At 43.4% G+C, this 16,124-nt stretch carries 13 protein-coding genes; 9 read left to right on the top strand and 4 right to left on the bottom strand.

Features of this window, described 5'->3' with window-relative positions; all coding sequences use genetic code 11:
• Positions 1–2 precede the first annotated feature (2 nt).
• From rpsB to rplM, 3 genes are all read right to left on the bottom strand, one after another.
• A complete protein-coding gene (gene rpsB / locus AC1RRY_RS12715; protein WP_492820238.1) occupies positions 3–845 on the bottom strand; it encodes a 30S ribosomal protein S2 in 843 nt (280 codons plus the stop codon).
• A 154-nt stretch (positions 846–999) separates the two neighbouring features.
• Positions 1,000–1,386, bottom strand: coding sequence for a 30S ribosomal protein S9 (gene rpsI, locus AC1RRY_RS12710; RefSeq protein ID WP_492820240.1), 387 nt, complete (start codon positions 1,384–1,386; stop codon positions 1,000–1,002).
• Between the two features lie 56 nt (positions 1,387–1,442).
• Positions 1,443–1,886, bottom strand: coding sequence for a 50S ribosomal protein L13 (rplM, locus tag AC1RRY_RS12705; protein WP_492820242.1), 444 nt, complete (start codon positions 1,884–1,886; stop codon positions 1,443–1,445).
• A gap of 448 nt (positions 1,887–2,334) precedes the next feature.
• Between rplM and AC1RRY_RS12700 the strand changes: the two genes are divergently transcribed.
• From AC1RRY_RS12700 to AC1RRY_RS12660, 9 genes are all read left to right on the top strand, one after another.
• Positions 2,335–3,393 (top strand): 2Fe-2S iron-sulfur cluster-binding protein, encoded by a 1,059-nt coding sequence (locus AC1RRY_RS12700; protein ID WP_492820244.1) that lies wholly within the window; start codon positions 2,335–2,337, stop codon positions 3,391–3,393.
• 124 nt (positions 3,394–3,517) lie between these two features.
• The gene (locus AC1RRY_RS12695; RefSeq protein ID WP_492820246.1) at positions 3,518–6,469 is read left to right on the top strand and encodes a serine hydrolase domain-containing protein; all 2,952 of its coding nucleotides are present in this window, start codon (positions 3,518–3,520) and stop codon (positions 6,467–6,469) included.
• A gap of 219 nt (positions 6,470–6,688) precedes the next feature.
• On the top strand, positions 6,689–7,573 hold the full coding sequence (locus AC1RRY_RS12690) for a sugar phosphate isomerase/epimerase family protein (protein WP_492820247.1): 885 nt from the start codon (positions 6,689–6,691) through the stop codon (positions 7,571–7,573).
• A gap of 94 nt (positions 7,574–7,667) precedes the next feature.
• Positions 7,668–8,834 carry a mandelate racemase/muconate lactonizing enzyme family protein gene (locus AC1RRY_RS12685; RefSeq protein ID WP_492820249.1) on the top strand — a complete coding sequence of 389 codons (1,167 nt, stop codon included), beginning with the start codon at positions 7,668–7,670 and terminating at the stop codon, positions 8,832–8,834.
• Positions 8,835–8,912: 78 nt separating this feature from the next.
• Positions 8,913–9,401 carry a VOC family protein gene (locus tag AC1RRY_RS12680; RefSeq protein WP_492820251.1) on the top strand — a complete coding sequence of 163 codons (489 nt, stop codon included), beginning with the start codon at positions 8,913–8,915 and terminating at the stop codon, positions 9,399–9,401.
• A complete protein-coding gene (locus AC1RRY_RS12675) occupies positions 9,401–10,369 on the top strand; it encodes a 2-hydroxyacid dehydrogenase (RefSeq protein WP_492820253.1) in 969 nt (322 codons plus the stop codon). Before AC1RRY_RS12680 ends, AC1RRY_RS12675 begins: the two co-directional genes overlap by 1 nt.
• Before the next feature lie 68 nt (positions 10,370–10,437).
• Positions 10,438–13,101, top strand: coding sequence for a c-type cytochrome (locus AC1RRY_RS12670; protein ID WP_492820255.1), 2,664 nt, complete (start codon positions 10,438–10,440; stop codon positions 13,099–13,101).
• A gap of 33 nt (positions 13,102–13,134) precedes the next feature.
• Positions 13,135–14,058 (top strand): ThuA domain-containing protein, encoded by a 924-nt coding sequence (locus AC1RRY_RS12665; RefSeq protein WP_492820257.1) that lies wholly within the window; start codon positions 13,135–13,137, stop codon positions 14,056–14,058.
• 29 nt (positions 14,059–14,087) lie between these two features.
• Positions 14,088–14,978, top strand: coding sequence for a hydroxypyruvate isomerase family protein (locus tag AC1RRY_RS12660; protein WP_492820259.1), 891 nt, complete (start codon positions 14,088–14,090; stop codon positions 14,976–14,978).
• 109 nt (positions 14,979–15,087) lie between these two features.
• Here AC1RRY_RS12660 and ftsY read toward each other — a convergent pair whose 3' ends face one another.
• Positions 15,088–16,044: a signal recognition particle-docking protein FtsY gene (gene ftsY / locus AC1RRY_RS12655; RefSeq protein WP_492820261.1), complete on the bottom strand. Its 957-nt coding sequence runs from the start codon at positions 16,042–16,044 to the stop codon at positions 15,088–15,090.
• Between the last annotated feature and the right edge of the window lie 80 nt (positions 16,045–16,124).

The raw sequence follows: 16,124 nt of genomic DNA, 5'->3' as shown, positions 1-16,124 counted from the left end.
AATTACGCTGCTGTTTCTTCACCAGCTGTTGCAGTTGGCGTTTCTTCAACTGCTACAGCTACAGGTGCTACTGCTGCTGCAGGTGTTGCAGGAGTTTCATCTACTGCACGTTTAGCATCTTCTTCTTCTTGTAAAGCGGCGTTGTCTTTATCCATTTTACGCTCCATGATACCTTCTTCGATAGCCTTACCTAAAGCAAGAGTTACCAAAGCTACAGATTTGTAGGCATCATCGTTCGCAGGGATAGGATACTCAACTGCCTCAGGGTTTGAGTTGGTATCGCACATAGCAATTACCGGAATACCCAAACGATGTGCTTCAGCTACAGCAAGGTGTTCACGTTTTACGTCAACCACAAACAGAGCTGCAGGAAGTCTTGATAGATCAGCTACACCACCCAGTAATCTTTCCAGTTTGATACGTTCACGGTCAAGCATTAAACGCTCACGTTTAGCTATGTTGTTGGCAGTTGCTTCGTCTTTCAACATGCGTTCTACATTCTGCAATTTTTTCAAGGATTTCTTGATAGTTGCAAAGTTAGTCAACATACCACCTAACCAGCGCTCAGTAACGTAAGGCATTTTCAAGCGTTTTGCTTCTTCTGCCACGATTTCCTGTGCTTGTTTTTTGGTAGCAACAAACATGATTTTACGACCAGAACGAACAATTCCTTTTACAACTTGTTGTGCTTCATCTAAACAAGCTAAAGTTTTGTTAAGGTCAATGATATGGATACCGTTTTTCTCCATAAAGATATACGGAGCCATTTTCGGATCCCATTTGCGGGTAAGGTGGCCAAAGTGTACACCTGCATCCAGAAGGTCTTTGTATTGTAATTGTGCCATTTTTGGTAAAATGATAAAATGATGAAAAAAATTAAACTACGCAGCACAGCACGTCGGCATCACTGTAAGTGCTGTCTGGACAAAAAATTCACGAATTACATGCAGCCCACCAAGAATAAACCTCGGAAAAGCCGGATGTAATTCGTAAAAAATATTAACGTTTTGAGAATTGGAATCTCTTACGAGCTTTACGGCGACCGTATTTTTTACGTTCAACCATACGAGAGTCACGAGTTAAGAAACCTTCCTTTTTCAATGCCGGACGGTTCTCTGTGTTAGCTTCGCACAACGCACGGGCAATTGCCATGCGTACGGCTTCTGCCTGACCAGAAATACCACCACCCTGTACATTTACTTTAAGATCATACTGGCCAGTAGCATTTACCGCAGTAAATGGTTGGTTTAGTACAATTTGAAGAATTTCAGAAGGAAAATACTCCTTTAATTCACGACCATTCACAGTAACCGCTCCATTACCCTGTTTCATATAGATACGGGCAACGGCTGTTTTTCTTCTACCTACTGCGTTGATAACTTGCATTATTATATAGGATTTTTGAAAATTTTCTAAAATTATAAATTATTACCCGTTGATGATTACAGTTCAATTGTTTTTGGCAATTGTGCTGCGTGTGGGTGATTTGGTCCTGCGTAAACATACAGATTTGTATAAAGACGACGACCCAAACGACCTTTTGGTAACATACCTTTTACGGCATATTCTACTACGCGACGACCGTCTTTTGCCAATACCTCACGAGGTGTAGCAAAACGTTGTCCACCCGGATGACCAGTATGACGAACATAAACTTTATCAGTCATTTTCTTACCTGTCAGACGGATTTTCTCGGCATTGATAACAATTACGTTATCACCGCAATCAATATGCGGAGTAAAGTTTGTTTTGTTTTTGCCACGAATGATGTTCGCAATCTGGCTGCACAAACGGCCCAATACTTTGTCGGTAGCATCTATAACCACCCATTCTTTATTAACGGTTTCGCTGTTGGCAGAAATCGTTTTGTAACTTAAATATTTCACAATCTTAAATGTTAAATGTGTTTGAAAAAAACAGTTGCCATTCGTAATTCAATAAAGCCCCCAAAGCTGATATTAAACACTATGGCTTTTTTTCGACAATTTTCGAGGTGTTGAGACAACACATAGCAACTCCGGAAACAGTCACTTCTCAAAATTGAAAGACCCCTTGAACTAACGGGCTACGTCTCAAGGGCAGTATTTTGGGGCTGCAAAATTAGAGATTTTCTGAAATAAAAGCAATTGTTTCTTAAATTTTTCTGCTAAATCATTGAAAATTAGTTCCTTTGGCCGGAAGGAGCTAATTTTGTAAGATAATGTGCAAGCAAAAAGCAGGCAATCAAAACAATAGTATGTCCGTTGTATGCATTTGCATAATTAATCACCCGGTAATTAGTAGATATTAAAGTTTTTCCGGTTTCGGCAGCGCCGGCCGGCTAATAAGAATAAAATGGCATTAAAGACATATTTCCTTCAGGTAAAAGAAATTGTAAACGAAACACCTGATTGCGTAACGATTTATTTCTGGCATCCGCTTAGCGAGCAGGTAAAATATAAAGCGGGGCAGTTCATTACTGTAATTGTACCGGTTGAAGGCAAGAAAGTACGTAGAAGTTATTCGATGTCCACGTCACCACATACTGATACTTCCATTGGCATAACCGTAAAGAGAGTAAAAGGAGGGATAGTCTCTAATTACCTTAACGATAAAGTGAAGGTTGGAGATTTTATTGAGGTAATTGAGCCTTTGGGTAACTTTTATGTAGAGCCCGATGCGGCCAACATCCGCCATCTGGTGCTTTTTGCTGCGGGCAGTGGTATTACTCCTATTCTTTCTATAGCCAAATCAATCCTTAAAATGGAGCCGGAATCAAAGGTTACTTTGATTTACGGTAACCGTAGCGAGAGCAGTATTATATTTAAGGATAAAATAGAAGAGATGGAGCGCACCTATCGCGAACGCCTGAAAGTGCACCATATCTTATCTCGGCCGTCAAACTACTGGGTAGGGCAGGTAGGACGTATCAGTCAGGGTATAGGAATCCGGTTCATGAAAGATTCATACACCAATTTCGCAAAAGACGAATTCTTCTTATGCGGGCCTATAGGTATGATTGAAGACGTGGTAAAGGGACTGAACATATACAATGTTGAAAAAAGCCGCATTCATCGTGAAAATTTCCATGCGCCTATGCTCGACGAAATTCATGTGGATGAAAAAGATGATTCGCTTAAACCTCAATTGGTAAAAGTTGTCTATGAAGGTGAAGAATATGAATTTGAGGTGAAACCACATCAGAGTATTCTGGAAGCAGCACTAGATATTGATATAGATTTACCGTATTCGTGCCAGGCAGGAATGTGTACGGCCTGTATGGGTAAATGTATTTCAGGTAAGGTGAAGATGGATGAAGAAGAAGGCCTGACAGACAAGGAAATTCAACAGGGGTATATTCTTACCTGTGTGTCTCATCCGTTAACCGAAGGAGTAGTAGTAGAAATTGATTAAAAAAACATTAAAATGGGTATATACGAATTTCGAAATCTATAATCAACGTATAACTTTACTTAGCGTTTAAAATATAAAAGCTTCTATGCTGGTGTTAAATTTTTAAAATGGAGGGATTCTGTTAGTGAGGAAGATTATTATTGCGGGGGCTTTTGCGTTAACGTTGCTTTCAGTTTTTAGTTCGTTTACATTATCCCCCAACAAACCTAAAGACTATCTGATTGTACAAGGAAAGTGGGCCGACAGCCTGCTATCCACTATGTCGCTGGACCAAAAGGTAGGGCAGCTATTCATGATGGCTACCTACTCTAACCGTACTGAGAAGTACTACCAGCAGGTTGAAAACAACATTGCCAATTACCACATAGGCGGTCTTATCTTCTTTCAGGGTGGGCCTCACCGTCAGGCCAGGTTAACCAATCGTTATCAACAGATTTCACGCATTCCGCTTATGATCGGCATTGATGCTGAATGGGGGCTGGGCATGCGGCTCGACAGTGTCATTGATTTCCCGAAGCAGATTACGCTGGGAGCGATTCAGGACAATCGCTACATTGAGAAATTCGGACAGGAAATAGGCCGGCAATGTAAAAGGCTGGGTATCCAGATCAATTTTGCCCCCTCTATTGATGTCAATACCAATCCGGATAATCCTATTATCAATTATCGCTCCTTTGGTGAGTCGCAGGTAAATGTAGCCGAAAAAGGACTGGCTTACGTGCGTGGTATGAAGAAGTACAACGTACTGGGAAGCGCCAAGCATTTTCCGGGGCATGGAGACACCGATCAGGATTCTCACCATACTTTGCCTGTAGTGTCTCACACGTTAAAGAGATTGAACGAGGTTGAGCTTTATCCGTTTCGCCGATTAATTGCCGATAGCATTGCAACAGTGATGACAGGTCATTTGTTTGTTCCTGCATTGGATTCGAGGGGTAACACTCCCACATCCATTTCCGAACGGATTGTGACAGAAGTGATTAAAAACCAGATGGGCTTTACGGGATTGACCATAACCGATGCTTTGAACATGAAGGGAATCACTCAGGGTTTGCAACCCGGCGAGCCTGAGTTTCTGGCATTTATGGCTGGTAACGATATTTTACTGCAAACGGGAAACCTGCCTGCTGCATTTAACAGGATTAAAAAGGCAGTAGAAACCGAGCAGATTTCTATTGACGTGCTAAATGCAAGGGTAAGGAAAATCCTGATGGCTAAATATTGGGCGGGGCTAAGTAATTATAAACCCGTTGATCTTGCAGGGTTAAGAAACGATCTGAACGGGAAAAAATCACTGGAACTGAAAGCGGCACTTTTTGAACAAGCCATTACCATAGCCAGGAATCAGGATAACCTGATGCCATTTACAAACCTAGATACCCTTTCGTTTGCCTCGGTAGCTATTAGTGCCGACTACGAAAATGACTTTCAGAAAACACTCGGTCAATACGCTAATTTCAAGAATTTTACGGTGCCATTTAAGCCCAGCTCTGATAAAGACCTTACCTGGGTTTTAGATGAGGCAGCCAAATATAAAGTAGTAATAGTAAGTGTGCATGGCATGAACAGCCGGGGCGACAGAAACTACGGGGTGACACCTGCCACGGTAGAGTTTATCAACCAATTGGGTAAAAGGACCAATGTAGTAGTTTGTGCGTTCGGCAACCCTTATGGTTTAAGATTATACGGTCAGGCCCGTAATCTGATATGTGGATATGAAGACGACCCCGTCTCACATCGGATAGTACCACAAATATTGTTCGGTGCTTTGCCGGCTAAAGGACGGCTCCCCGTGTCAGTAGCCAATGATTTGAAAGTAGGAAATGGCATCCAGATGCCCGGATTAGGGCGGGTATCATTCGGCGATGCAGAAAGTGTAGGCATGAATGGTGCAAAACTGGATGAAATCGAGCAGGTAGTAAAACAGGGGATAGACAACAGGGCTTTCCCGGGGTGCCAGGTGCTGGTAGCCAGAAAAGGTAAAATAGTGTATAACCGTAGTTTCGGAACTTTACGTTATGGCGTTTATGAACCTGTAAACAATCAGACGCTGTACGACATTGCCTCCATGACCAAAGTTACCGCAACCTTACAAGGAGTAATGATGCTGAACGAACGTGGAGCTATTCAAATGAACGACAGAATATCTACCTATTTGCCGGAGCTGAAAGGCACAAATAAAGAAAATATGTTGATTTCAGACATATTATTGCATCAGGCAGGTCTGGTAGCATTTGTGCCTTTCTGGGAAAAGACCAAAACAGGCAATACTTTTAAACCGGAATATTACAGTTTTACTAAAGACAGCCTGCAGATACCTGCCAATCTACAAGTAGCTAATGACCTGTACATTAAACCTGCCATTAAGGATTCGGTCTGGAAATGGGTGATTGATTCTAAACTATTGAATGCTCAGGACAGGCAAGGGGGGTATCGCTATACCTATAGTGACCTCGGACTGATAATGCTGCAAAAACTGGTAGAACGGGTAACCAACCAACCACTTGATGAATTTCTGGAGCAGAATCTTTATGAACCACTCGGAATGACCTCTACCCTGTTTAATCCCCTGCAGAAATTTCCGAAAAACAATATTGCACCTACTGAAAATGAAGCTGTTTTCAGAAGCACACAGATACAGGGCACAGTACATGACCCCAACGCTGCCTTGCAAGGTGGGGTTTCAGGTCATGCGGGTTTGTTCAGCAATGCTACTGATCTGGTAAAACTGTTTCAGATGAATCTGCAAAACGGGTTTTATGGTGGCCGGAGTTATCTTTTCCCTGAAACTACCCGCCATTTTGCCAGAAACTATACCACAAAAAGTCACAGAGGCTTAGGTTGGGATAAGCCCGGCTCAACAGAGAGCCCCATTGTGGGCAGCTCAGCTTCACCTAATAGCTACGGGCATTCAGGATTTACAGGCACGGTTGTCTGGGTAGATCCTGACCGCGAGCTTATCTTCATTTTTCTGTCTAACCGGGTTTATCCGGTAGCTACCAACAACAAAATCAATACTCTGAGAATCAGAAAGCGGATTCATGAAATAATCAATGAGTCGCTTATTCTTCAATAGATATTCTCTCTTTTTACCTGTTAAAAAACTCATTTTAAAGAGGTACTAAATCGATTTACGACAGTATTAATATCAGCATGTCAGATGCCGTTCGTTCAACCCTGAAAGAACAAATAATATCTCTGAAAAATCAAAAAACTTAAACAAATACTGTTATTTTTGCCCTTGTGCATCATACCCTGATGCCCGCTTGAATATTCAACTCATATAATCTTTAAAATGGAAATTTCTATTCACAACTGGATGCGCGCAGAATCCATAGGGACTACTATTAAACGAATTGCCGCATTAGGATATGACAAACTTGAAATTGCTGGAAGCCCTGAAGCCTACGACACACAAAAAATCGGTAAACTACTCAAAGACCACGGATTGAAATGCTGGGGCTCGGTTACCCTGATGCTGGAAGACCGCAACCTGCTTGCCAAAGACAAATCTCAAAGAGCAAAATCAATACAATATGTAAAAGATGTGGTGCGGATGGTGAAGGAACTGGAAGGAGAGATGGTATCGGTAGTACCCGGTACAGTAGGTAAGATTATTCCGGAAGGCAGACCTGAAGAAGAATGGAAATGGGCTGTAGAGAGTATGAAAGAAGTATATGAATATGCCGAAAGTGCAGGGATAATTCTGGGTATTGAGCCGATTAACCGTTTCGAGACCTATTTTATCAATAGAGGTGACCAGGCATTAGCATTGGCAAAAGAAGTGGGGCCGAATTGCGGTGTTTGTCTGGACACTTTCCACATGAATATTGAAGAAGACAATACTTATGATGCCATCCGACGAGCAAAAGACCGTCTGGTAGGCTTCCACGTGGCCGATAGCAACCGTATGGCACCTGGAATGGGCACCATCAACTGGCCTAAAATTATTGAAACGCTACGTGAAATTGATTACGACAAAGTCTTGTCGGTTGAATTCTGCTCTCCTTTAGACCGAACACCTGCTAATCCGTATCCGAATTCTATCGAACTGACACCGGAAGGATTGAGTCCTGAGCAAAAGAAATTCCTGGAAGACCACGGAAGTTCTTCAGTTACTGAAGAATTCTATACCATGCTTACCAGGAAATCGATAGAAACACTAAGACCGCTTATCTGATTTTGTGAGGCGAACTTTCAGTTCGCCTACTAAGACTTATATCGTTAAAATGCGTGTGCTATCTGCCACCACCAATCTTTTAATCTTTTTTTGAATGAAAATTACTAATGTAGAAGCGTTCTGGCTCCGTTGTCCTATACCTAAAGAAAAACAACATTTTTCAGACTACGGTCTGCTGACCGATTTTGACATGACGCTGGTGGTGATTACCACCGATACCGGATTGCAGGGATTCGGAGAAGCAAAAGCGGCCGTAGGCTCTTCGGGCGTTTGTGCATCTATCGTGAGTTGTATAGAGAATGAAATAAAACCTTTGCTGATAGGTAAAGATGCACATCATATTACTCGTATCTGGGAGCATATTTACAACGGTACCCGCGACCACTATGCACTGAAAAGAGGGCGTAAATTCCCGATATTAGGTAGAAGAGGCTTAACCATTTCGGCTATGAGTGGGGTAGATACTGCTCTCTGGGATTTGAAAGGCAAAGCTTTGGGTGTGCCGGTGGTTGAGTTGTTGGGAGGAACATGCAGAGAAAAAATGCCTGCCTATGCCAGTGGTGGTTGGGCCGGAACCGATAAAATCGGGGAGCAATTGCTTGGGTATGTATCGAAGGGCTTTCAGGGAGTGAAAATGCGCGTAGGTGTAATGGACGAAACCGTACAGGAAAGTATCCGTCGTGTAAGAGCTGCCAGAGAAGCATTGGGAGAAAATATTAAACTGATGACCGATGCCCACGGCACCTTCAGTGTACCTGAAGCCAAGCAGTTTTGTCGTGGTGTGGAAGACTGTAACTTATACTGGTTCGAAGAACCCATCAGTCCGGATAACAGACACGGTACCGCAGAAGTGAAAGCCTCAACGTCCATCCCGATTGCGGCCGGTGAAAGTGAATATACGGCATTTGATGTAAGAGATTTAATAGAAGTACGTGCGCTGGATGTAGTACAGCCGGATTCGGCCATTATAGGTGGCATTACAGAAGCCATGCGTGTGGCGCATCTGGCACATGCCTATCAGTTAGAACTGGCTCCGCATTGCTGGGGGTCAGCGTTTTCGTTCATGGCCGGGGTAAACGTGGCTTTTGCGGCACCCGCGGCAACTATTATAGAGTTTTCGTCAGGAGGTAACCCGATGATGTATGACCTCGTGAATGAGAAAATTCAGGCGGTTGATGGCATGATAGATGCTCCGACAGCACCGGGTCTGGGGCTAACCCCTAACTGGGACTTTGTAAAAGAATTTAAACAAACGATTTAAGTATTCACCCGAAATATTCTATTAGGCAGCCATGACTTTTCATCTACAAGGCCACCAATAAAATAACCTCTTATAACTATGGCAAAAGCAGTTAAAATAAATCATGTGGCGTTGATTGTAAGCAATCTTGAAAAGGCCTGTGAGTTTTATGAAAATGAATTAGGACTCGAACCACTTCCGGCATTTTTGTTCGACTACCCCACCGCCTTTTTCAAGTTTAACGAAGAACAACAATTGCACTTGACTGAGTGGGATGACACTTACTCATTCAGGGGGCATGTATGTGTTCAAGTCGATGATTTCAATAGTATTTTTAGTCGTATGAAAGAACTCGGTATAATAGATATTCAGCCCTGGGGTAAAATACGGCAATTACCAGATGGCGCCATGCAGATGTTTGTACGTGACCCATCAGGTAATTTGGTAGAGATATCTTCAGCTCCGGGTAGCAATATTAACCCTGCCATTTTTGAAGATGAACTGTATCAGGCAGGAATCTATGTTTCAGGACGTAACGATTTCAGAGGATATAAATCAGCAAACGCTACTTTGTATCACGACAGATAATGAAGAAAAACGTATTGTTATTAGAAACCGTTGCCAACGAGGCAATGGATTTGCTCAATCATGCTGCTGCGGCAGGAGAAATAGAGATTTTTACGGCTTATGGCGAAAAGCTTGTTGCCGATATCCTGAGTGAAAACTCAATTCATGGGGTAATCACCCGTGGAAAAGGGCAGGGAAACAGGCAATTGATGGAAGCATGCCCTGATTTGCAGGTAATAGCCCGTTGCGGAGTTGGATTAGACAATGTGGATATCCGTGAAGCTACATCGCGCCAGATTATGGTAGTAAACGCACCGGGTTCCAACTCAAGCACCATAGCCGAGCACGCCATCACGCTGATGCTGATGTTGCAACGCAATTTATATGAATCAGCCCGGCAGGTAAAAGCCGGTAACTGGGAATGGCGGAACCGGTTTGAAGGAGATGAACTACAAGGCAAAACCCTGGGTGTGTTAGGCATGGGTAATATAGGTAAGCGGGTAGCCAAACTGGGAGATGCTTTCAGCATGAACGTGGTTTACTGGGATAAATTCCCCGTGCAATCTGAATATCAGGCATTGCCATTGGAAGAAGTACTGAAAGTATCAGATATCATCACTTTACATCTGCCATTGTTTGAAGACACTAAGAATCTGATTGGTGAAAAAGAATTGAGTTTAATGAAACCCAATGCCATCTTAGTCAACACAGCCCGGGGAGCATTAGTAGACCAGACAGCTTTATTAAATGCTTTGAACAATAATACTATTTCCGGCTTTGGGGCAGATGTGCTGGTAGTAGAACCTCCGGCCGCTGATGAGCCTTTACTGAGCCACCCGAACACAATTATTACGGCGCATGTGGGTAGCCTCACAGCTACTACTTATAAAAATATGTGTGTGTCAACGGTTAAAAACGTCCTGGCTATATTAGCAGGCAAAGCACCACAACCTGAAAGCGTTTTCAACAGAAGAGAACTGAATTTGTAGTTGTTTTTTATATGCACTGAATATTTCAACCAAGTTTTCGACAGTATTTCACCCCTAAAAAATAAACTATGTATACTCAACCAAATGCACTGAAACTTCTTCTGGGTGTGACGGGGATATTCCTGATGGTGGCTTCTTATACCAGCATAAAGGAGAATCCGGCCACGGCAGAAGAGAACCCTAAGATAGCCAAACTAAAGCTGCAACCCGGTTTTAAAGCGGAGCATCTGTATAGCCCTTCTGAAAACGAACAGGGCTCGTGGGTATCGATGACTTTTGACGACAAAGGCCGTCTGATTGCTTCAGATCAGTATGGCATCTTATATCGGCTGAATATCCCGGCTATCGGCCAAGGTACAACTCCGAAAGTAGAAAAACTGATTGTTCAGGGCGACACCGTTGCTTTAGGAAACGCACAAGGGCTGCTATATGCTTTCAACAGCTTATATGTGATGATGAACAACAGCAGCAATAAGAAATTTCCGAGAAAAAGCGGTTTGTATCGTTTGCAGGATACTAACGGAGACGACCAGTTCGACAAGGTAACTTTATTAAAAGAACTACAAGGTGATGGCGAACATGGCCCACATGGTGTGATACTATCGTTCGATAAAAAATCTTTGTACATAGTGGCTGGTAATTATACCGATCCTCCGAAATTTGACTCGTACCGTTTACCTCCTAACTGGAAATACGACAAGTTATTCCCGCATATCAAAGACCCGAGAGGCCATGCTACAGACCGTAAGGAACCGGGTGGCTGGATAGCCAACGTTGACCCTGAAGGTAAACACTGGGAAATGGTAAGCGGTGGCTACAGAAATACGTATGACATAGCCTTTAATGAAGTGGGCGATTTATTTGCCTATGATTCGGATATGGAGTGGGACTTCGGACTACCGTGGTATCGCCCGACACGTATCTGTCATGTAACAAGCGCCAGTGAATACGGGTGGAGAACGGGCTCAGGAACCTGGGAACCGGTTTTGCCTGATAACCTGCCTCCGGTTTTGAACATCGGTCAGGGCTCACCAACCAACCTTTTACATACCAAAGACGCGAAATTCCCGGCGAAGTATAAAAATGTCTTGCTGGCATTTGACTGGAGCTTCGGTATTGTACATGCCATTCACTTAAAACCAAATGGCTCATCTTATAGTGCAGAAAGAGACGAGTTCTTATCAGGTCTGCCATTACCATTGACAGATGGTACAATCGGTCCGGATGGTGCTTTATACTTCCTGACAGGTGGCCGCAGACTCGAATCAGATTTATACCGTGTCTATTATAATGGCAATGAAGCCGTAGAGTCATCTCTGGCGACAACCCCTACTAAAGAAAATACGCTTAGAAGAGAGATTGAGACTTTCCATACTGATCCTAATCCGCTGGCAATAGATAAAGCCTGGCCTAATTTAAACCATCCTGACAGATTTATTCGTTATGCTTCCAGACTAGCGCTTGAGCATCAACCCGTGGCAGAATGGCAACAAAAAGCCCTGGCTGAAAAAGACCCTGTCAAGGTTATTAATACCATGATTGGCCTGGCTCGTCAAGGCTCACCTGAGTTGAAAGAAAGTATTCTGAAATCTTTGCTAAGTGTAAACTATGCGACTTTGTCAGAATCCCAGAGAATAGATATCCTCCGTGCTTTTGAGTTGGTGATTGTCAGAATGGGTGAACCTGCGGCAACTACCAAACCGAAAATGATTGCGTATCTGAATCCTCAGTTTCCTGCTGCCAGTGATGAACAAAACAAGCTATTAAGCAGAATTCTTGTACATCTGGAAGCTCCGGGTGCTGTGGCCAAATGTGTAGCGCTTTTAGATAAAAAAGAGGCGGCAGGTACCATAGCCGGTGGAAAAACCGCTACGTCATCAGCAGACTTGATCATGAGAAACCCGCAGTATGGTCTCGACATTGCCAAAATGTTGGAAAAGACACCTCCGGTGCAACAAACCTATATTGCTACCGTGCTTACCTCTGCCAATACAGGCTGGACACCACAGTTGAGAGAAAGATACTTTAAATGGTTGCGTAATGCGCTTAACTATAAAGGTGGTGTAAGTTACATTGGTTTCATCGATAGAATGCGTAAGCTGGCCTTGGAACACGTACCGAAGCAACAGGTGGCCTATTATGATAAATTATCAGGAGCAGATATGTTTACCAAGTCGGGTAATGACCTCGTGATACAGAATTATCCGAAAGGCCCCGGCAAAAACTGGAAAGTAGATAACGCCGTGAATGTAGTAGAGAATGGGCTCACCAACCGTAATTTTCAACAGGGTAAAGACATGTACAATGCCATTACCTGCGGGCGTTGCCATAGCATACAAGGCGAAGGCGGCAATGTTGGCCCTGATTTGACCCAGCTAGGTACCCGTTTCTCGACGAAAGATATCCTTGAAGCCATCATAGACCCAAGCAAGGCGGTTTCTGATCAGTATGCGGCTACCCAGCTCATCCTGAAAAACGGTGACTCAGTAGTAGGCAGACTGGCCAATGAAGATAAGAATGCCTATTATATATCGCAGAACCCTTACGCACCTGACGTGTTGATAAAGGTAGCCAAAAAGGATGTGGTTTCAAGTAAGTATTCATCAGTATCAGTAATGCTTCCGGGCTTGATAAACGGTCTGAATGAAGAAGAATTGAAAGACCTGATTGCCTACCTGAAGTCGGGGGGAAATGAGGGTCACGAAATGTTTACCCGCAAAAGCGGAAAATAGATTTTGTATCATCTAAATGAAAGTTCTGAAGTAATGAGAGCATCAATAAAAAAGCGAAGTTTTGCGGGCAGACTTTTGATTATTCTGGCAGCGTTTTTAGCCCTGCCGGCAGAGAATGTCTGGGGGCAGAAAAAAGCAAAACAGCCGATTAATGTTTTGATTATTGATGGGCAGAACAACCACAAGAACTGGCCGCAGACCACACAGTTGATGAAGAGCTACCTGGAGGAAACAGGGCTTTTCAAAGTAAGTGTAGCTACCACTCCTCCGGAAAAAGGTGACATGGAGAGCTTTAAACCCGACTTCTCGGCCTATCAGGTTGTGTTATCGAATTATAACGGAGATTCATGGTCTGATGCCACCAAAGCGGCTTTTGAAAAGTTTGTAAGCAATGGCGGAGGTTTCGTAGTGGTGCATGCAGCTGACAACGCATTTCCGGAATGGGAAGCCTACAATAAAATGATTGGCATTGGCGGTTGGGGCGACCGCACCGAAAAATCAGGCCCTTATGTGTATTATGATGAAGAAAAGCATAACTTCGTACACGATAAAAGTGCCGGTCGGGGAGGTAGTCATGGAGTGGAGCACCAGTTTCTGGTAAAAGTGCATAATACCACGCACCCGATAACCAAAGGCTTGCCTGAAGCATGGCTTCATGAAAAAGACGAATTGTACGATCGACTCAGAGGTCCGGCCGGGAATATGGAAGTGCTGGCAACGGCCTACAGTGATAAGGAGAAACGGGGTTCCGGTAGAATTGAACCCATGCTGATGACCATCAGCTATGGCAAAGGCAGGGTTTTTCATACCACACTGGGGCACGGCAACTATTCTCAGAAATGTAAGGGTTTTATTACTACCCTGCAAAGAGGCACTGAATGGGTAGCTACAGGCAAAGTAACGCAGGTAGTGCCGAAGGATTTCCCTACGGCTGAAAGCGTAAGTATAAGAGATTAAAAACTATTCAAATTTAACTTATATAAACAATGGAATCTAAATCATCCCGTCGTTCGGCCTTGAAGAATATCGTTGGCAGTGCGGCCATATTGTCGGCTCCGATGACATTAACAGAGACCTTTGCGGCCAATGAGAAAGTATTGGGAGCGGACCTGAACGGCAAAATCAACCATTCGGTAGCCCGTTGGTGCTATAGTAAAATACCTTTGGAAGAACTTTGCAAAGAGGCCGCCAGAATGGGTATTAAATCGGTAGAACTACAAGGCCCGGAAGATTGGCCGACGATTAAAAAATATGGCCTTACCTGTGCTTTGCCCTGGGGTGCGGGCTTAGGTATTGAAAAAGGCTTCAACGATCCTGCTTTGCATGCCGAATTAATTGCCAGTTATGAGGGTATTTTCCCGAAACTGAAAGCATACGGTTACAACCAGGTAATTTGTTTCTCGGGCAATAGGAGAGGAATGTCTGATGAGCAGGGTATGGAGAACTGTGCCGTAGGTCTGAAAAAGCTGATGCCATCGGCAGAGAAACATGGTATTACTATGGTGATGGAGCTGCTTAACAGCAAAGTGAACCATAAAGACTATATGTGCGACCTCTCTAAATGGGGAGTAGCCCTTTGTGATAAAGTAGGTTCTGATAAATTCAAGTTGTTGTACGACATCTACCACATGCAGATTATGGAAGGTGACGTAATTGCAACTATCAAGAAATATCACCCGTATTTTGCGCATTATCATACAGGAGGAGTACCGGGCCGTGCAGAAATTGATGATACGCAGGAACTGAACTACCCTGCCATTATGAAAGCCATTGTAGAAACAGGCTATAAAGGCTTTGTAGGACAGGAGTTTGTACCGAAACGTTCAGATATGCTGGCTTCATTGAAGCAAGGCGTTCAGATATGCGATGTAGCTTAATTGCGAAGAGCCTGAGAAACGACAAAAGCCGCTCTCCAGCGGCTTTTGTCGTTTCTATATGATTGTGAAATTTGTGTCTACAGTGTACTTTGTGGCAAAATCAAAAATGCTATTTCTTAAACAACGAATCCACAAATTCCATTTTGTTGAATACCTGCAGGTCGTCCATTTGCTCGCCTACACCAATGTATTTCACCGGAATCTTGAATTCATCAGAAATACCAATCACAACGCCACCTTTGGCAGTTCCGTCCAGCTTGGTAATACTTAATGAGTCTATTTCTGTCACTTTCGTGAACTCACGGGCCTGTATAACCGCATTCTGGCCTGTGCTGCCATCTAATACCAGCATTACCTCATGCGGTGCCTCCGGCAAAAACTTCTGAACCACCCGCTTGATTTTGCCCAATTCATTCATCAGGTTTACTTTGGTATGCAAGCGCCCTGCCGTATCGATTATAATCACATCGGCATCCATTTCCATTCCTTTTTTAACGGCATCGAACGCTACTGACGAAGGGTCGGTATTCATGCCGTGGTCTATCACCGGTACACCCACCCGTTGTCCCCAGAGTTTAAGCTGATCTACAGCGGCAGCTCTGAAAGTATCGGCAGCACCCAAAACAACCTTTTTGCCTCTTTTCTGAAACTGATGTGCCAATTTACCGATAGTAGTGGTTTTACCAACACCATTTACACCTACCACCATCAATACATAAGGTTTGGGCAGATGCTCAGTTTCAAAACTATCTTTCACATCCTGCGAGTTGTTTTCAGCCAATAAAGCTGCCACTTCTTCACGCAGGATTCTGTCTAATTCTTCAACGTTTGTGTATTTATCTCGTTCTACTCTTGCTTCTATTCTTCTGATAATCTTCACGGTTGTTTCCACGCCTACGTCTGAGCTAATCAGAATCTCTTCCAGTTCGTCCAGGATTTCCTCATCCACCTTCGATTTACCGACAATGGCACGAGAAAGTTTATCAAAAATGTTTGTTTTTGATTTTTCTAATCCTTTATCAAGTGTTTCTTTTTTTTCCTTTGAAAAGAAGTCAAATAAGCCCATTTAATAACAATAGTGTAAAATGAATAATCGGATAAGATTGTGCGAATCAGGACAAATCTATAACAATTTTGTTGTACATT

The sequence above is a fragment of the Emticicia sp. GW821-FHT11C11 genome (assembly GCF_058808615.1).
The sequence above is the reverse complement of the archived record's forward strand: the minus strand, read 5'-3'. Positions and strand labels throughout refer to the sequence as shown.